Genomic DNA, 17170 nt, shown 5'->3' on the forward strand with positions numbered 1-17170 from the left:
GACATGGATTATGAGCTTAACGATATCCGATCTTTCGTGAAGATCGCCGAACTTGGCAGCTTTCACGAAGCTGCCGATGCGCTTCACCTGTCTCAGCCTGCACTCAGTCGTCGCATTAAAAAACTCGAAGAGGGGCTGGGCACCGCGTTGCTGGATCGCACCACGCGCAAGGTCAGCCTCACGAGCGTCGGCCGGGACTTCCTGCCCAAGGCGCGCCGATTGCTGGATGATTTCGATGAGTCGATTCTCAATATCCGCGAACTTGCCCAGCGCCAGATTGGCCGAGTCACCCTGGCGTGCATCCCGACGGCCGCATTCTATTTCCTGCCGTCGGTGATCCGCCTGTACAACGAGCGCTATCCGCAAATTCGCATCCGCCTGCTGGACTTGAGCGCAAACGAGGGGCTTGAAGCGGTGTTGCGAGGGGAGGCTGATTTCGGTATCAACATGATGAGTGGGCAGCATCCTGATATCGAGTTCGTGCCCCTTGTCATAGAGCCGTTTGTTTTGGCCTGCCGGCGTGATCATGAGCTCGCTGGACGCAGCGCTGTCACATGGTCTGAGCTCAGTGATTACCGTCTTATCGGGGTGGGCCGCCTGAGCGGGAATCGCATGTTGCTTGATCACGCGTTGTCAGGCTTGAGTTGGCGTCCACAATGGTTCTACGAGGTACAGCACCTTTCTACCTCGCTGGGTCTGGTGGAAGCCGGGCTGGGGGTGTCGGCGATGCCGAGCCTGGCCATGCCGGCGCATGATCACCCCACCTTGGTCAGCGTGCCGTTGATTGAGCCGATAGTGAACCGCTCCCTGGGTCTGGTTTACCGCCGCGGCGCATCACTCTCTCCCGCGGCAGAAAAGTTTGTTTCAATACTGCTTGAACAATGGCCGCAATGAGGTATATCGCGCTATCCGTGCGCGCCAAACCGCTGGCGACCACGAAGAATGGCCAGTATTTGTGATTCCTCAAACACGACGAGGCTCACCTTCGACAATTTTGCGCATCAAGCTCAGGTAGCGACTGGCTGCAAGCCCCAGAGGTCGATTCTTCACCCAGATAATATCGACCCACAACCGCATCTGACTCGGCATGTAGTCAAACACCACCTCCGTCAATGCGCCCGAAGTGATGAGAGGTTGCACCAGGGGTTGGGGAAGATAAGCCCAGCCCAATCCTTGCTGCACCAGATCCAGCGTTGCCAGATAACTGTCGCTGAGCCAAATTCGCCGCGACAGCACAACGCGTGGGTCAGAGTCTGTAGGCCCTCCAGTAGCCACTATGATCTGCCGAATATCCACCAGTTGCTCTTCGCTTAAAGGGCTTTTTTTGCCGGCAGCCGCAGGATGATCTGGAGAGGCAACCGCCACTAACAACTGGCTTCCCGCCTCAAGAAACGTCTCCCGCTCGTCGAGCCCGGGCCGTTCAAATCCAAGTGCTAATTGCACACGCCCTTCATGGAGCATGCGAATCGCCTCCGGGTGGGAAGCCGAGCGAATCTCGATCTCAAGCGTGGGGAACTCTTTGGCAATAATGGACAATGGACGACTCCATACGCCTGTTTGCAACTCCGGCGCCATCGCCAGTATCAAGCGCCGCTCCAACCCCTGATGAAGCTGCAGGGCATGCGCGTCCAGCAGGTTTATCTGGCTCGCCACCTGTCGTGCCTGGGGCTCAAGTGCTTTGGCGGCTGCCGTAGGGACAGCTTTGCGGGTTGATCGGTCAAAAAGCAATAAATCAAGCTCTGCTTCAAGCTGTGACACAGCCATGTTGATGGCCGAGGGTACCCGGCCCAATTTCCGTGCGGCGGCAGAAAAGGATCCACTGTCGACAACCGCAAGGAAAACTTTAAGTGACTCACTGGTAAACGCCATGGTGGTTGTCAGATTTTCTGATGATGATCGTCTTTATTTATCAGGTCTACTGGCCTAATTTCTACTCTCTTTCGAATTAAATACGTGGGGCACACCATGTTGGGTACGGAATTGAGGGGGCATGTGGCACTTGTCAGTGGTGCCGGGAGTGAATCCGGGATCGGTATGGCTGTTGCTCGACGGCTAGGTGCAGCCGGGGCGAAGTTGATCATCACTGCTAGCAGCAACCGCATCGCGGATCGGGTTAAAGAGTTACGCCTTGAAGGGTTTGAAGTTGAAGGTCGGCCCACTGACCTCACCGATGAACGTCAGGTGCTTGAATTCAGCCTATGGGCAGAAACAGTCTGGGGACGGATCGATATTCTGGTAAATAACGCCGGCATGACCATGCAAGGAAGCCCTGAGGTTCTCTCGGAATTAGTAACAATGGAACTGTGTGACTGGAATCTTTCACTGGCAAGAAACTTAACGACAGCTTTTCTTCTGACTCGGGCCGTTTTACCGGGTATGCGGGCGCGACGTTACGGGCGCATTGTCAATATGAGTTCCACCACGGGAACCAGAGGAAGCAATCCGGGCGAAGCCGCTTATAGCGCCGCCAAGGCCGCAATGGTTGGCATGAATATGGGACTTGCACTTGAAGTCGCCAAGCAGGGGATTACCGTCAACAGCGTGGCTCCCGGGTGGATCACCACCGCGTCAACCACGCCCGTTGAAGCAGAGGCGGGATGTTTTACCCCAATAGGGCGGGCAGGCACGCCTCGCGAAGTGGCGGCGGCAGTTGCATTTCTGGCGTCGCCTGACGCCAGTTACATCACGGGTGAAGTCCTCGTGGTGGATGGCGGAAACTGTCTGGTCGAGAACAAAGCCCCTCAAACCTGAGTTCAGGACGCGAACGTTACGTTCTGTTTTATCCAGAAGTAAACAGCGCATTTTAACGCTTCAAGCCGGCTATTAAGTCTGACGCTCCCGCGCGATCAATCAATGATCCCGGGTGGGAGCGCGGCTGTCACTGCGATATATAAAAGTGCGATTTATCAAAGAGTAGGTGAATTCACTGAGCGGTATTCGGCCGTCATTCAGGAATAAACGTTTAATAATTAACTTAGGGTTTTGACCATGTCGAACAGTGGAATTTGTGAATCAGCGATTGCTGTTTTTACTGCCTCCGAGCGTGCCCGTTTTATAAAAAACAACCCAACGTCAATGGCACTGGCCAAGCGTGCCAAGGCGAATCTTTTCAACGGTGTTCCCATGCACTGGATGAGCGATTGGTCGATGCCTTCGCCGCTCTTCGTTCAGCATGCCAAGGGTGCACGCTTCGTAGATGTCGATAATCATGAGTACGTTGACTTTTGCCTGGGCGACACGGGCGCCATGTTTGGCCATTCACCTGATCCTATCGCCCGTGCTATCGCAGAACAGGCGAATAACGGCTTAACGACGATGTTGCCTGGCGAAGACGCTGTGGTCTGCGGCGAGTTGTTGGCTCAGCGATTTGAGTTGCCATATTGGCAGGTCACTGCCACGGCTACTGACGCCAATCGTTATGTTCTGCGCTGGGCGCGCGCTATTACCAAGCGCAATGTCTTGCTGGTGTTCGACGGCTGCTATCACGGGACGGTGGATGACGTGATGGTGCGGTACCGCGACGGCAAAACGGTGCACCGTGCAGGCCTTGTGGGCCAAGCCTACGACTTGACCCAATACAGTCGATCTATTCCCTTCAACGATGTTGCCGCACTTGAGGCTGCTTTAGCCCAGGGGGACGTGTGTGCGCTGATGTGCGAGCCGGCGATGACGAACATAGGCATGGTCCTGCCAGATGCGGGTTTCATGCAAAAGTGCCGAGCGTTGACCCGCAAATATGGCAGCCTGTTGGTCATTGACGAAACCCACACCATTTCCACCGGCATCGGTGGATGCACTCGCCTATGGGATTTGAAACCCGACTTTTTCGTGGTGGGTAAGCCCATCGCAGGTGGCGTGCCTTGCGCGGTGTTTGGCGTCAGTGAGCACGTCGCCTTGGCCATGCAAGACGCGCAGAGGAGCGTTAGCGAAGAGAGCAGCGGGCACGGCCACAGTGGGATGGGAACGACGCTGTCCGCCAATGCACTGGCGATGCGTTGCATGCGAGTCAGCCTCGAAGAGGTCATGACAGCGTCTGCGTACCAGCACATGCTGCCCCTGGCCTCAAGACTGGCGCAGGGCTTTCGGGCGTTGTTCAAACGGCACCAACTGAACTGGTCAGTCACGGAGTTGGGCGCGCGTTGTGAGTTTCAATTCTGTGCCACCCCGCCCAGAACGGGTGCGCAAGCCGAAGCGGCTTTTCATGACAGCCTTCAAATGGCTCTGCATCTCTATCTGATCAATCGCGGAATCCTGATCACACCTTTTCACAACATGACCCTGTGCTGTCCGCAGACAAGTGATGCGGATATCGACAGGCTGATCAGTGAGTTGGATAGCGCGCTGACCACGCTGCTTGCCCTACCAGGGGCTCGGGTCATCCCTTCATAAATAGCTGTGTGACACCCCGTTTTTCTCAACTACCGCCAAGTCGCTTGAATGAGCGCTAAGAGGTTTGACATGCAATTTGCTGATAAAAAAGAGGCCGAGGATTATCTGGCCGCTCACCCTGAAGTGCTGAGCATCGAGTTGTTCCTTATCGACGCGAATGGTGTTCCACGGGGCAAACTGTTGCACCGTGATGAATTACTGGCGATCTACGAAAATGGTCGGCCGCTGCCAAGTTCCATTCTCGCCTTGACCGTGCAGGGCGAGGACGTAGAAGACACAGGCTTGGTCTGGGATGTCGCTGACGCTGATTGCTGGACCTATCCCTTACCAGGAAGCCTGACCCTGCAACCCTGGCGCAGCCGTCCCACCGGTCAAGTGCAGGTCAGCATGCACCCGACCCAAGGCATTCCCGCCGCGCCCGCCGACCCGCGCCATGTACTGGTGAACACCATCGAACGGCTGAAAGCCGATGGATTCCATCCGGTAATGGCCGTTGAATTGGAGTTTTACCTGCTGGACCAACAGCGCGACGTCAACGGTCGACCGCAGCCGGCGTTGCAGACCAATGGCGTACGCCCAGTTGCACCTCAGGTTTATGGCGTATACGAACTCGAGCAGCTTCAACCGTTTCTTGATGACCTTTACGCGGCTTGCGCGCTACAGGGGTTACCCGTGCGTACGGCGATCTCCGAGTACGCTCCGGGCCAGGTCGAGTTGACGCTGGAGCATCGTTTCGACGCACTCCAGGCCATTGATGAAGGCGTACGTTACAAACGCTTGGTCAAAGGCGTTGCCAACCAACATGGGCTGCAAGCGTGCTTCATGGCCAAGCCGTTCAGCGATCAGGCGGGCAGCGGTATGCATTTGCACGTCAGCCTGGCCGACGAGCAGGGTCACAATCTGTACGCGAGCGAAGACCCACAGGGCACACCGCTGTTGCGTCACTCCATTGGAGGGATGATGGCAACCTTGTTTGACTCGCTGGCAATATTTTGCCCCCATGCCAACTCATATCGCAGGTTCCAGACCGGCAGTTACGCGCCGCTGGCGAAAAGTTGGGGCGTCAACAATCGTACTGTGTCGCTGCGCGTGCCTGGCGGCCCTGCGATAAGTCGGCACATCGAACACCGCATTTGCGGTGCCGATGCCAACCCCTATCTCGCCGCGGCCGCCGTACTCGCGGGCATTCACTACGGCATCACGCATCAAAGCGACCCTGGCGCGGCGATTGAGGGCAATGGCTATGAACAGACGACCGATTTTCTACCCACCGACTGGCTTACCGCGTTGCACGCATTGCAACGTTCAACGTGGGCACACGAGGCGCTGGGAGCTGAATTCCTGAAAGTGTTTCTGGCGATCAAGTGGCGCGAGTTCCGTCAATTCAATGCTGAAGTCGGAGAGCAGGACTGGCGCTGGTACCTCACTCACGCATGAATGTTGGCCCCTCAGCCTGCCTGGAAATGCTCATCCAGCTTGCCGCGTTTTTGCTTCGTGACGGATGACGGGGACTGTTCTGATGGGGCCGTTAAAAAAATTTTATGGGCGACGCTTGAAATTTTTCCTCCTGAACCTACTTAGGCTTTACGCGATGCCGAATCCGGGTCGCGTATCAAATCACTTGGAGAAAACTCAGGAGATTTTGCAATGGCTACTACTCTTTCTTTGGCCCCACTGTTCCGCCACTCTGTCGGTTTTGACCGTTTCAACGACCTTTTTGAATCGGCGCTTCGCAGCGAGGCCGGTACCACCTACCCACCCCACAACGTCGAAAAGCACGGTGATGACCATTACCGGATCGTCATCGCGGCCGCAGGCTTAGTGGAGGATGACCTGGAGATTCAGGTGGAAAAAGGCGTGTTGACCGTCGCTGGCGGCAAGCGCGAACACAATGAAGGCATCACCTACCTGCACCAGGGTATCGCCCAGCGCGCGTTCCGCTTGTCGTTCCGCCTGGTCGACCACATTGAAGTGCAGGGCGCACAGCTCGCCAATGGTTTGCTGAGCATTGATTTGCTCAGGGTTGTACCGGAGGAAGCCAAGCCTAAGCGCATCGCGATTGGTGGTGCTGCCAAGGCTGATGTGAAATCCATCAGCGAGCAGTAACGTGAATAGAATAAAGGCGCTCCACGGAGCGCCTTTATTCGTAGGTACACGTTAGCCTGCAGGCATATTCCGAGTGCTCGGTTCATGTGCCGCTTTGGCATCATGGCCCTCCCACTTCGCAATCACCAGCGGTGCCAGCGCATTACCCAACACATTCAGCGCGGTAGTCGGCATTTCCATCAACCGATACACCCCGGCGATAAACGCGATCCCTTCCAACGGCAAACCGGCACTGGCGAGCGTCGCCGACAGGATCACAAACATAAACCCTGGCACCCCGGCAGCGCCTTTGGAGGTGAGCACCATGGTCACCACCAACAAGGCCTGATCGCCCAGGCTCAACTCTATGCCGTACAGCTGCGCGACGAACAAGGTGCCGATGCCGAGGAACAGCGAGGCACCGTCGAGATTGAACGAGTAGCCGACCGGCACCACGAAGCTCACCAGCGAAGGCGGCACGCCGTAGGTCTCGAGTTTTTTCATCAGTTGGGGCATCACCGCCGCCGAGCTGGCGGTGGAGAAGGCCAGCACCAGTTCATCCTTGATATGGCGCATCAGCGCGAACAGGTTGATCCCGCACACTCGCGCTACCAGGTTGAGCACCACCAGCACAAAAAAGCCAATAGCCACGTAACTGACCATGATCAGCTTGGCCAGCGGCAGCAATGAGCTGAAACCGAAGTTGGCGACGGTCACTGCGATCATGCCGAATACGCCGATGGGCGAGTAGGCCATGATCATCGAGGTCACTTTGAACATTGCATCGGCAACGCCGCGCAGCAGCGCAATCACGGGGTCTTTGCGCTCGGCCGGCAGGCGTGCCACGCCAAGGCCGAACATCACCGCAAAAAACAATACAGACAACAGGCTGCCCTGGGCCATGGCGTTGATCACGTTGTCGGGGATGATGCCGACGATAATCTGCCCCAGGCTATGACCGGCGCCGTTGCTGGTGGGCAGGGTGATGTTGGCGGCATGCAGGCTGGACAGTTCAGTGCCGGCGCCGGGCTTGAGCAGGTTGCCCATGACCAGGCCGATAATGATGGCCAGGGTGGTGATGCAAAAGAAATAGCTCAGGGATTTCACGCCGATTCGGCCCAGGGATTTGCCGTCACCATGGCCGGCAATGCCCACCACCATGCAGGAAAATACGATAGGCACGACGATCATCTTCATCAGCTTGATAAAGATATCGCCCGCCGGTTGCAGTAGGTTGTCCACTAGCCACGGCCGGGATTCGGGAAAGTGGTGCAGCAGGGCACCAATGGCGATACCGGCGAGCAAGCCGATCATGATTTGCCAGACCAGCGCGATACGGGGCGTGTGCATGGGAATGCCTCATTTGAGATCAATGATTTTGAGTTGTTGTTCTAGGCAGTCAATAAGCAGCCGTCCGTTGGCCGCAGGGTGTGGCAGGCAGCTGTCAGCGCAGGTCGTGGCATGCGTCTTTGAGTCGGCGGCAACCTTCTTCGATCACTTGCGGCGAGCTGGCAAAAGACAAGCGCACATACGGCGACATGCCGTACGCCGCGCCGCCGACCGTGGCCAGGCCGTAGTCGCGCAGCAGGTAGTCGACCAGTTGGCTATCGCTCTCGAGGCGATGACCCTGTGGGGTGCGTTTACCCATCAGTCCGCTCACATTGGCGAACACATAGAACGCACCGTCCGGCGGGGTACAGCTCACGCCGGGAATGCCCTCCAACCGCTCCAGCATCAATGCGCGGCGTCGCCGGTATTCCTCACGCATCGCGCCAATGGGCGCCTGCTCGCCGGCAAACGCGGCCACCGCAGCGGCCTGGCTCAACGAGCTGGGGCAGGTGGTGGTTTGCGACAGCAATTTGGCGATGGCTGCGATCAGCCAGGCGGGGCCCGCACCAAAGCCCAGGCGCCAGCCAGTCATCGCATAGCCCTTGGACGCGCCGTTGATGATCAGGGTACGCGCCTTGAGGTCGGGCGCCAGGCGCGTCAACGGCACGTGCCGGGCCTCGCCGTAGACGAAGTGTTCGTAGATCTCGTCAGCCATGATCAGCACATGGGGATGGCGGCGTAGCACCTGCGCCAGCGCGAGCAGTTCAGCCTCGTTGTACACCGCGCCACTGGGGTTGTTCGGGCTGTTGAGGATCACCCATTTGGTGCGCGCAGTGATCGCCTGTTCAAGGGCCTCGGGCGACAACTTGAAACCCAGGCTTTCATCACCGGGGATGATCACCGGGGTGGCATCGTTGAGCCGCGCTATATCCGGATACGACACCCAGTACGGCGTGTGCACGATGACTTCATCGCCGCGATTGAGCGTCGCCGCCAGCGCGTGATAAATGATGTGCTTGCCGCCACAACCGGCGACCACTTCGTCCAGGCCATAAGCCAAGTCGTTGTCGCGCGCCAGCTTGAGGCAAATCGCCTGGCGCAGCGCAAGGGTGCCAGTGGTGGCGGTGTAGTGGGTGTCGCCGCTGTGCATCGCCTGGCTGGCGGCCTCCAGAATATGCGCAGGCGTGTCGAAATCCGGCTCGCCCACGGTGAAGTTAACGATATCGCGGCCCTGGGCACGCAACTCGCTCACCAAAGCATTGGCGGCGATACTCGGGGAGGGCGCAATGCCCAGGATGCGGTCCGACAAAAATGCATGACTCATCACGGATTCCTTCACGCCAGGCCTGCGTTGTGCAGGACTTTGTCGATCCAGCTCTGGCGCACCGCGCCGCTGGCAATTTCGGCCTTGACCGTTTCTTCATGGTCGGCGTGCTGGGCGGCGCGGCGCAGCACTTCGCCAGCGTCTGCCTGGGAGAACGCGACCAGGCCATCTTCATCGCCTACCAGCAGGTCGCCCGGGTTGATGATCATGCCGCCGATGGACACTGGCACGTTCACTTCGCCGGGCCCGGTTTTGTACGGGCCGGTATGCACCACGGCGCGGGCATAGCAGGGGGTGTCCTCGAAGCTGGCGACATCACGAATCGCGCCGTCGATCACAAACCCTACGCAACCGCGTTGCTGGGCGTAGAGCTTGACCAGCTCGCCGATCACCGCGTTGTTGGTGTCGCCCTGGCCGTCCACCACCAGCACATGGCCGGGTTGCAGCATGCTCATGGCCTTGTAGATCAGCAGGTTGTCACCGGGGCGCGTCTTGACGGTGATCGCCGTGCCTACCAGCTTCCCGCTGCGGTTGTAGCGCGTGAGCCCACGGGCGCCGATGTGCCGGGCCAGGTTGTCGCTGATGTGCGGCGTGACTACGTGGGCAAATGCCTCGACCAATTCGGCCGAGGCCATGGGCGCGTTGGGAAGGATGCGAGAACCGGGCAAGGACATGGCAAATCTCCAGAGTCGTTTGGATAGCGATGGGCTATGGCCGGATCTTAGGAGCGATGAACGGAGAGTTTTAGCGATATTTTATGATGTGTTAGCATCGATTTTTTTCATGACTGGCACACCATGATCACGTTCAAGCAAATCGACGCGCTGTACTGGATCGCCGAGCTGGGCAGTTTCGAAGCCGCGGCCAACAAGCTGAACATGTCTCAGTCGGCCATCTCCAAGCGTATACAGGAGCTGGAAGACACCTTCGACGTCGAGGTATTCGACCGCAGCAAACGCAACGCCCGGCTGACGGAAAAAGGCGGTGAACTGCTTGATTACGCCCGTGACCTGCTCAAAAGCCGCGACCAATTGCTCGAGCGCGTCAGTGCCCGCGAAGTGCTGGTGCGCCGGTTTCGCCTCGGGGTCACCGAGCTGACGGCGCTGACCTGGTTGCCGGCGCTGGTCGAAGCGCTGCGCCAGGCCTACCCCAAGGTGCAGATCGAACCGTCGGTAGAGCTGAGCAGCGAGCTGTTTCGCAAATTGGAAAGCGACCAACTGGACCTGGTGATTGTGCCGGACGTCTACAGCGATCCGCGCTTCCACAGTACCGTGCTGCAATGCGTGGAAAACGCCTGGATGTGCTCCCCAGGCCTGATCCCGGACGCCGATCCCATCAGCCTGGAAACGCTCGCCAGCTACACCGTGCTCACCCAGGGTTCGCAGTCGGGTACCGGGATGATCTACGAACGCTGGCTGGCGGCAAACAATGTGCAACTGCCGCGCACCCTGACCAGCCATAACCTGTTGGTGCAGGCCGGGTTGGCGTTGTCGGGGGTGGGTGTGAGCTACCTGCCGGTGGTGTGCCTGTCCCATCTGATCGAGCAAGGCACCTTGCGCGCGTTGGTCACGCAGCCTGCGCTACCGGATATCCAATATGTGGCGTTGCATCGCGTGGACCGACAATTTGGCCTGAACCAGGACGTCGCAACGCTGGCCCAAGCCTGCTGCGACTTTTCGCGGCTGCTGTTCTAGGTCATTTTTTGCCATTTCCCGCGTCAGCCTGCTCTTAGCGCTACCAGCGATACGTCAATGAACTGACCAACTGCCGCTCATCGCCATAGCGGCAAATCGCGAATTCGCAGTAGGTGTAGCGTTTGTTGGTGACGTTGTTGGCGTTAAGCGCGACTTCCCAATGCGGATCGATTTCGTAGCTGGCGCGCGCGTCGTACAGGGTGTAGGCGGGCATTGATGACGGTACGCCGGAGGCTTGGGTCGTGCCTTTGTAGCGGGCGCCGCCGCCGATGCGCAGTTGCGGGATACCCAATGCCGCCAGGCGGTAGTCGGCCCAGAGGGCGGCCTGGTGGTAAGGCGTGTCTTCACTGCGTTGGCCGATTTCGCTGGCGATATCGCTTTTGGTAATGCGTGCATCGATATAGGCGTAGGACGAGATCAGGCTGAGGTTGGGGGTGACTTCGGTCTTGGCTTCCAGCTCGAAGCCTCGCGAGCGCACTTCGCCGACCTGCACCGAGAAGTTGAGATCGGTGCGGTCCTGGCTCAGCACGTTGCGCTGTTCCAACTGGTACACCGCTGCACTCAGCAGCGTGGCGCTGCCTTCGGGCTGATAGCGGATACCGACTTCATACTGCTTGCCCTCGGTGGGGACAAAGCTTTGCCCCGCCTTGTTGGTGCCGGCCACCGGGAAGAACGACTCGCTGTAGCTGATATAGGGCGCCAGGCCATTGTCGGCCTTGTACACCAGGCCCGCGCGCCAGGTGGTGGCTTCATCGCTCTGGCTGCTCTTGGCGGAATTGCGGAACAGTTCGGTGTCTTGGTCGGCCCAGTCATGGCGTGCGCCCAACAGCAGAATCCAACGCTCATCGAACTTGATCTGGTCCTGGAAATAGAGGCCTTTTTGCAGGGTATCGATCTGCGAACCGCGGTCGGTTGCCGGGTTGCGGTTCACCACCACCGGCTGGCCGTAGTTGTAGGTTGCCAGGTTCAGTGACGGTGCAGTGCCACGGAAGTTATGCGAGTCGTAGCTGGTGTCATAGCCGTCGAAGCCCAGCAGGAAGGTGTGCTGCCAGTCGCCGAATTGCCATTTGCTTTCGATGTTGGTGTCGCTGGCCAGGCCCCGCGAGCGCTCTTGGCGGTCGCTGTATTGGCGGCGCAGGATGCCGGTGGTCTGCGCGGCGGCGATGCCGGCGGTGTTGACTTGCAGGTACCGCCACGTCACATCCGACTGGTAGTAGCGCAGCTTGTTGCTGATGCGCGTGTGCTCATCGAAGCGGTGTTCGAATTCATAGCCCAGCGCAGACATCTCGCCATTCATTTCGTCGTAGTCCGGCTCGCCGATAAAGTCGTGGCGGCCGATCTGGAAACCGCCGCTGCCCACGCCCTTGGTCAACTGATAGGGCAGGGGCGCGGAGAAGCCCGTCTCGGTCTTCTGATAGAACGACAGCAGGGTCAGCGACGTATCGTCATCCGGTTGCCAGGTCAGGGCCGGGGCGACGTAGACCTTGTCGTTCTGGATGTGATCGGCAGCGGTGTCGCTCTTGCGGTCGAGCAGGGTCAGGCGGTAGCTCAAGGTGTCACTGTCGCCCACCGGGCCCGTGAAGTCGGCGGACAGTTGCTTGCGATCGTTCTGCCCGGCTTGCAGGTTGATCTCGTGGTAGGGCGTTTGGCTTGGGCGCTTGCTCACGGTGTTGATCAAGCCGCCCGGCGACAGTTGGCCGTACAGCACCGACGCCGCGCCGCGAATCACCTCGGCGCGTTCCAGCCCATAGGGTTCCTGCACGCCGTCGTAGGAGTTGTTTTGCAGGCGCAGTCCATCGCGCAGGGAGCCACCCGTGGCGGATTCCACGTCGAAACCGCGAATACGGAAGCGGTCCGAGGTGCGGTTGAAACTGGTGGGCTGGCTGGTGAAGCCCGGCGTGAGGTCGAGGGTTTGCGAGAGCGTTTCGGATTGGCGGTCACGGATTTCGTCATTGGTGACCACCGACAGCGATTGCGGGGTTTCGATGATCGGGGTGTCGGTCTTGGTGGCGCTGAGGTTGCGCGTGGCGACGTAACCTTTGACGTGGTCAGTGCTGCGTTCTTCGCTGAGGCCGGTGATGGCGGTGGGGCCCAGCTCCAGCGAGCCGCTGGTCGTGAGTGGCACCAGTACGTAACCGTTGGTGCCTTGCACCGCCTGCAAACCGCTGCCGCGCAGCAACTGGGCGAAGCCCTGCGCCACCGGGTAATCGCCTTGCAAACCGGCGGTGTTCAGGCCAGCGACGGTCTTGCTGTCGAACAGCAGCGCCACATGCGCCTGCTGGGCAAACAGGTTCAACGCCGGGCCCAAGGCGCCGGCGGCGATGGCATAACGCACGGTTTCTTGCGCCGCCACCGGGCTGCTGATGGCCAGGGTCAGCGCAGCCAGGCTGGCCAGGTTGATCGCCAGGGCGAGGGGCAACGCAGAACGCTTGAAGTGGCGGGGCATGGAAGAAATTCCTGTGATTGAGGTGCTTTCTTCCTTGACGCAGCAGTCGTGAAAAGCGGAACCCGGCCCGCAAGACTATTTTTCGTGACGCTCAATCTGCAACCACAGCGGGCTGAACGCGCGGATACGCACCGGCAGACCATCGGCAATCAACTGCAGGGCGCGGCGTGGGTTATCCAGCGGCAATACGGCGGAAACACGCAGGTCGGCCAGTTGCTCGCGATTGAACTGCACATGGCCGCCAAATTGGCGCGCCAGTTCGTCGAGCACCTCCGGCAATGGCCGGTCCTGCACCACCAGTTGATGGCGCTGCCAGGCATCGTCGGTGGTGCGTGGGTCGATCTTGCCGAGCAGCGTGACAGCGTTCGGCGTGATGCGCGCTTGCTCGCCAGCGCTGACGTGTACGGCGTCATGCTGGCTGGCGCCAGTCGCCGCGACTTTGGATTCAAGCAGGCTGAGCAGGGTGCCCGGCGTCTCGCGCTTTACCGTAAAGCGCGTGCCAAGGGCGCGCATTTGGCCGTCATCGGTGACCACGGTAAACGGCCGTGTCGCATCATGGGCAACCTGCACCAGGATTTCACCGCGCAGCAAACGCACCTGGCGTTGCTCGCCATTGAAGGTCAGGTCCACGGCGCTGTTGCCGATGAGGGTCAGTTGCGAACCGTCTTCCAGGTTGACGCGTTGCCATTGCGCCGGGGCGGTGCGCTGGTCTGCCAGCAGATAGCTGGGAGGGTAAGCCCGCAACGCGAGGGCCACCGGCAAGGCCACCAACAGTCCCAGCAGCACGCGGCCCGCCGGGTTGCGCCGACGCACCCGCGCGGCCTCCAGCGCAGCCTGCACCGGCGCCTGTTGCGGGCGCATTGCCTGCAAGCGTCCGACAAAGCCTTGCAAACGCTCAAAGGCTGCACCGTGCCGTGGGTCGGCGGCTTTCCATCGTTCGAAGTGCTGTTGTTCGCGCTCGCTGAGGTGGCCTTCGTTATGGCGAATCACCCAGTTGGCGGCCTGCTGGTCGAGGTCGTCGCTCATACGTCCAACGCGTGGTTGCAATGCATCAAGGCATTCATCAGATGCTTGCGCACCATGCGCTCGGAAATGCCCAGGCGGCTGGCGATTTCGCTTTGGCGCAGGCCTTCGAGGAAGTACAGCAGGAACGCCCGCCGCGCATTCAGCGCCAGGCCGTCGAGCACGAAGGCGATCTGTTCCAATGCTTCAAGGGTGACCAGGATTTGCTCCGGCGATTGCTGGCACTGCTCCATCATCTCGATGGTCAGCGCCAGTTCCCGCAGATACGCGTCTTCCAGCTGGCGACGGCGAGCGCGGTCGATAATCAAGTGACGCGCCGTGGTCGTGAGGAACGCCCGCGGTTCACGCATCGCTCCCAGCGCGTCGCGGGAGGCGAGGATACGCAGGAACGTGTCGTGGGAGAGATCCGCCGCGTTATACGGGCAGCCGAGCTTTTTCCGCAGCCAGCCGAACAACCAGCCATGGTGCTCGGTGTAGAGCGCCTGGACCGCCTGGTTCAAGGGAAGATTGCTGGCCGACATGGAGGCTAAGTCTGCGGATAAGAATTATTCGCAAGATTAGCGGTGTGTCATCAGCGAAAGCAAGCGTGAAGCGCTATTTCGAAGATTTGCAGCTGGGCAGCCCCAGCAGCCTCACCGCCGAGTAAGGGTCGGTGGCAGTTTGGTGGAGGTGTTGCTGCCTTATCACGGACGCTCGCGGCCGTTTACCTTGCTGTATGCCCATGGGCGGTATGGGCCGCATCGAGTGCGGGCGATTGTGGATTTCCTGAGGCAACGTCGGGACGAAGGGGCGGTACAGCAGAGGCGGCGATATCCCAGGTGAGCAGCAGTTGGCTGATCGCCGCGTCGAGAGTGGCATGGGGCACATTGTCCCGTGCCAGGATCGAAATGCCCTGCAGGAAGCTGTCAAACACCGTCGCCATCACGGCCGGGTTGAGCGTCTGCGGTAACTGCCCCAGGCGTATCGCCCGTTCCACGCAGGCCACAATCCCAGCGCGCGTGCGCAGCCGCGACTGCGTTAACCCAGTCGCCACCCGCGCGTTTTCCGGGCTTGGCGCGCTCATCACCCCCAGTGCCACCATGCAGCCTTTGGGATGCCCGTCTTCACACTGCATGCGCGCCGACTGACGCAGCGCTGTCTCAACGGCCTGGCGCGGTATCAGGCTTTCGTCCCACAGGCATTCGGTGACCTGGGCGTAGGTCGCCAGGTAGCGCTGCACGCATTCGTCAAATAACGCCTCTTTGGAACCGAACGCCGCGTAAAAACTCGGCGCGGAGATTCCGCCACCCAGGCCGGCCTTGAGTTGGGCGAGGGAAGTGGCGTCGTAGCCGTGCTGCCAGAACAGGTGCATGGCCTGTTCCACAGCGTGTTCGCGATCGAAGGTACGGGGGCGGCCCATTTGCGCCATGTCAGGTCTCCGGTGGAAAGCGATATAAATACTAGTCGATACATAAGTCGTTGACAACGTGTTGCAGTCGCCGGCAACATCTATATCGATCAGTATCTAAGTCTCACTCAAGGAGTTTACCGTGACACCCTCACTGACGTTATCTAGGTCATCCGACCGCCTGCCCATCGGCGCCTTGCTCGCCCTGGCCATGACCGGCTTTATCTGCATCGTCACCGAAACCTTGCCCGCCGGCCTCTTGCCGTTGATCAGCGACGGCTTGGCGATTTCGCCCTCTATGGCCGGGCAGATGGTCACCGCCTATGCACTGGGTTCGTTGTTGGCGGTGATTCCCATGACGATTGCTACCCGTGGCTGGCGCCGACGCAATGTGTTGCTGCTGACCATCGTCGGTTTTTTATTGTTCAACTCCATCACCGCGCTGTCGTCTCACTATGGCGTGACCCTGGTGGCGCGCTTCTTCGCCGGTGTGGCGGCAGGGTTGGCCTGGAGCCTGCTGGCCGGTTACGCCCGGCGCATGGTTGCGCCGCATCAACAGGGCAGGGCGCTGGCGTTGGCGATGGTCGGCACGCCGATTGCCTTGTCGTTGGGTGTGCCGCTGGGCACGTGGCTGGGTGGGCTGCTGGGGTGGCGCACCACGTTCGGTCTGATGTCGGCGGTTAGCCTGGTGTTGATTGTGTGGGTGCTGGTGAAAGTCCCGGACTACGCGCCCCAACCCGCGCATCAACGCGTGTCGTTGGGCAAGGTGCTGACGACGCCGGGCGTGTGGCCGGTGCTGGCGGTGGTCATCAGTTGGATGCTGGCGCACAACATTCTGTACACCTACATCGCCCCGTTCGTCGCACGGGCGGGGCTGGCTGGGCGGGTGGACGTGGTGTTGCTGGTATTCGGCATTGCCGCATTGGCGGGGATTTGGTTGACGGCCAAGCTGGTCGAGCCGTTATTACGCAAGACAGTGCTGGTCAGCCTGGTGGTATTTGCGGTGATCTCGCTGGTGTTTGGCGTGTTGGGCGAGGTGCCTGGCGTGGTCTACGTCGGTGTCGCCGTGTGGGGCTTGAGTTTCGGCGGTGCCGCCACCTTGCTGCAAACGGCCCTCGCGGATGCGGCGGGTGATGGCGCGGATGTGGCGTTGTCGCTGAATGTGGTGGCGTGGAACAGCGCGATTGCCGCGAGCGGCGTGATGGGCGGGGTATTGCTGGACCACTGGGGCGTAGCGGCGTTTCCATGGGCAATGCTGGTATTGATCGGCGTGGCGCTGGTGATCGCGTGGGCGGCACGTGATCATGGTTTTAAGCCAGGGCGACGGACCCATATAGAGGCCATGGCTCATTAAACCTTCGGTCGACCGCCATAGGGTGTAGGCTGGTACCTCAATTCATCAGATATTAGCCTGTCACGTCCACGCTAAGCGAAGAGAGCCGCCAGATCGTAGCGTCTCTGGCGCACCGTGTTGGTCCCACCGCTGATATCGC

Annotated in this window: 15 protein-coding genes; 7 read left to right on the plus strand and 8 right to left on the minus strand. The window is 59.8% G+C overall.

What is annotated here, in order from left to right; genetic code table 11:
• Positions 1-3: 3 nt before the first annotated feature.
• Positions 4-894, plus strand: coding sequence for a LysR family transcriptional regulator (locus tag JBO08_RS24765; protein ID WP_065873293.1), 891 nt, complete (start codon positions 4-6; stop codon positions 892-894).
• Between the two features lie 69 nt (positions 895-963).
• Here JBO08_RS24765 and JBO08_RS24770 read toward each other — a convergent pair whose 3' ends face one another.
• The gene (locus tag JBO08_RS24770) at positions 964-1869 is read right to left on the minus strand and encodes a LysR family transcriptional regulator (protein ID WP_065873292.1); all 906 of its coding nucleotides are present in this window, start codon (positions 1867-1869) and stop codon (positions 964-966) included.
• Between the two features lie 96 nt (positions 1870-1965).
• On the opposite strand from JBO08_RS24770, the gene JBO08_RS24775 reads away from it, so the two are divergent.
• The 4 genes from JBO08_RS24775 to JBO08_RS24790 all read left to right on the plus strand — a co-directional run bounded on the left by JBO08_RS24775 (position 1966) and on the right by JBO08_RS24790 (position 6495).
• Positions 1966-2751, plus strand: a complete 786-nt coding sequence (locus JBO08_RS24775) for an SDR family NAD(P)-dependent oxidoreductase (RefSeq protein WP_220075128.1) — start codon at positions 1966-1968, stop codon at positions 2749-2751.
• A gap of 237 nt (positions 2752-2988) precedes the next feature.
• Positions 2989-4389, plus strand: coding sequence for an aspartate aminotransferase family protein (locus JBO08_RS24780; protein WP_220075129.1), 1401 nt, complete (start codon positions 2989-2991; stop codon positions 4387-4389).
• A gap of 69 nt (positions 4390-4458) precedes the next feature.
• Entirely contained in the window at positions 4459-5826 is a 1368-nt protein-coding gene (locus tag JBO08_RS24785) for a glutamine synthetase family protein (protein WP_220075130.1), read from the plus strand.
• Positions 5827-6036: 210 nt separating this feature from the next.
• Positions 6037-6495, plus strand: coding sequence for an Hsp20 family protein (locus tag JBO08_RS24790; RefSeq protein ID WP_049712265.1), 459 nt, complete (start codon positions 6037-6039; stop codon positions 6493-6495).
• Positions 6496-6546: 51 nt separating this feature from the next.
• On the opposite strand, the gene JBO08_RS24795 is transcribed toward JBO08_RS24790, so the two are convergent.
• The 3 genes from JBO08_RS24795 to JBO08_RS24805 all read right to left on the minus strand — a co-directional run bounded on the left by JBO08_RS24795 (position 6547) and on the right by JBO08_RS24805 (position 9801).
• Entirely contained in the window at positions 6547-7824 is a 1278-nt protein-coding gene (locus JBO08_RS24795) for a cation:dicarboxylate symporter family transporter (RefSeq protein WP_220075131.1), read from the minus strand.
• A 94-nt stretch (positions 7825-7918) separates the two neighbouring features.
• Positions 7919-9127, minus strand: coding sequence for a pyridoxal phosphate-dependent aminotransferase (locus tag JBO08_RS24800; protein WP_220075132.1), 1209 nt, complete (start codon positions 9125-9127; stop codon positions 7919-7921).
• Positions 9128-9138: 11 nt separating this feature from the next.
• Positions 9139-9801 carry an RraA family protein gene (locus JBO08_RS24805; RefSeq protein WP_065873286.1) on the minus strand — a complete coding sequence of 221 codons (663 nt, stop codon included), beginning with the start codon at positions 9799-9801 and terminating at the stop codon, positions 9139-9141.
• 123 nt (positions 9802-9924) lie between these two features.
• Between JBO08_RS24805 and JBO08_RS24810 the strand changes: the two genes are divergently transcribed.
• The gene (locus tag JBO08_RS24810; RefSeq protein ID WP_065873285.1) at positions 9925-10821 is read left to right on the plus strand and encodes a LysR family transcriptional regulator; all 897 of its coding nucleotides are present in this window, start codon (positions 9925-9927) and stop codon (positions 10819-10821) included.
• A 40-nt stretch (positions 10822-10861) separates the two neighbouring features.
• Here the strand turns inward: JBO08_RS24810 and JBO08_RS24815 are convergent, their stop codons facing one another.
• The 4 genes from JBO08_RS24815 to JBO08_RS24830 all read right to left on the minus strand — a co-directional run bounded on the left by JBO08_RS24815 (position 10862) and on the right by JBO08_RS24830 (position 15698).
• Entirely contained in the window at positions 10862-13267 is a 2406-nt protein-coding gene (locus JBO08_RS24815; RefSeq protein WP_065873284.1) for a TonB-dependent siderophore receptor, read from the minus strand.
• Between the two features lie 75 nt (positions 13268-13342).
• Complete coding sequence (locus JBO08_RS24820; protein WP_220075133.1) at positions 13343-14293, minus strand: FecR family protein; 951 nt, start codon at positions 14291-14293, stop codon at positions 13343-13345.
• Positions 14290-14811: a sigma-70 family RNA polymerase sigma factor gene (locus JBO08_RS24825; RefSeq protein WP_065874236.1), complete on the minus strand. Its 522-nt coding sequence runs from the start codon at positions 14809-14811 to the stop codon at positions 14290-14292. Before JBO08_RS24825 ends, JBO08_RS24820 begins: the two co-directional genes overlap by 4 nt.
• A gap of 182 nt (positions 14812-14993) precedes the next feature.
• Entirely contained in the window at positions 14994-15698 is a 705-nt protein-coding gene (locus JBO08_RS24830; protein WP_065874235.1) for a TetR/AcrR family transcriptional regulator, read from the minus strand.
• Between the two features lie 121 nt (positions 15699-15819).
• On the opposite strand from JBO08_RS24830, the gene JBO08_RS24835 reads away from it, so the two are divergent.
• Entirely contained in the window at positions 15820-17031 is a 1212-nt protein-coding gene (locus JBO08_RS24835; protein ID WP_065880839.1) for an MFS transporter, read from the plus strand.
• Positions 17032-17170: the final 139 nt, after the last annotated feature.

It is taken from the genome of Pseudomonas sp. LAP_36 (assembly GCF_019456785.1).
Lineage (GTDB): Bacteria > Pseudomonadota > Gammaproteobacteria > Pseudomonadales > Pseudomonadaceae > Aquipseudomonas > Aquipseudomonas tritici.

What these genes read in the sequence shown, in the direction of transcription:
- JBO08_RS24790 (WP_049712265.1), top strand. Translation starts at nt 6,037, where the DNA reads ATGGCTACTACTCTTTCTTTGGCCCCACTGTTCCGCCACTCTGTCGGT.
- JBO08_RS24770 (WP_065873292.1), bottom strand. Translation starts at nt 1,869, where the DNA reads ATGGCGTTTACCAGTGAGTCACTTAAAGTTTTCCTTGCGGTTGTCGAC.
- JBO08_RS24775 (WP_220075128.1), top strand. Translation starts at nt 1,966, where the DNA reads ATGTTGGGTACGGAATTGAGGGGGCATGTGGCACTTGTCAGTGGTGCC.
- JBO08_RS24780 (WP_220075129.1), top strand. Translation starts at nt 2,989, where the DNA reads ATGTCGAACAGTGGAATTTGTGAATCAGCGATTGCTGTTTTTACTGCC.
- JBO08_RS24820 (WP_220075133.1), bottom strand. Translation starts at nt 14,293, where the DNA reads ATGAGCGACGACCTCGACCAGCAGGCCGCCAACTGGGTGATTCGCCAT.
- JBO08_RS24805 (WP_065873286.1), bottom strand. Translation starts at nt 9,801, where the DNA reads ATGTCCTTGCCCGGTTCTCGCATCCTTCCCAACGCGCCCATGGCCTCG.
- JBO08_RS24830 (WP_065874235.1), bottom strand. Translation starts at nt 15,698, where the DNA reads ATGGCGCAAATGGGCCGCCCCCGTACCTTCGATCGCGAACACGCTGTG.
- JBO08_RS24825 (WP_065874236.1), bottom strand. Translation starts at nt 14,811, where the DNA reads ATGTCGGCCAGCAATCTTCCCTTGAACCAGGCGGTCCAGGCGCTCTAC.
- JBO08_RS24795 (WP_220075131.1), bottom strand. Translation starts at nt 7,824, where the DNA reads ATGCACACGCCCCGTATCGCGCTGGTCTGGCAAATCATGATCGGCTTG.
- JBO08_RS24800 (WP_220075132.1), bottom strand. Translation starts at nt 9,127, where the DNA reads ATGAGTCATGCATTTTTGTCGGACCGCATCCTGGGCATTGCGCCCTCC.
- JBO08_RS24785 (WP_220075130.1), top strand. Translation starts at nt 4,459, where the DNA reads ATGCAATTTGCTGATAAAAAAGAGGCCGAGGATTATCTGGCCGCTCAC.
- JBO08_RS24815 (WP_065873284.1), bottom strand. Translation starts at nt 13,267, where the DNA reads ATGCCCCGCCACTTCAAGCGTTCTGCGTTGCCCCTCGCCCTGGCGATC.
- JBO08_RS24810 (WP_065873285.1), top strand. Translation starts at nt 9,925, where the DNA reads ATGATCACGTTCAAGCAAATCGACGCGCTGTACTGGATCGCCGAGCTG.
- JBO08_RS24765 (WP_065873293.1), top strand. Translation starts at nt 4, where the DNA reads ATGGATTATGAGCTTAACGATATCCGATCTTTCGTGAAGATCGCCGAA.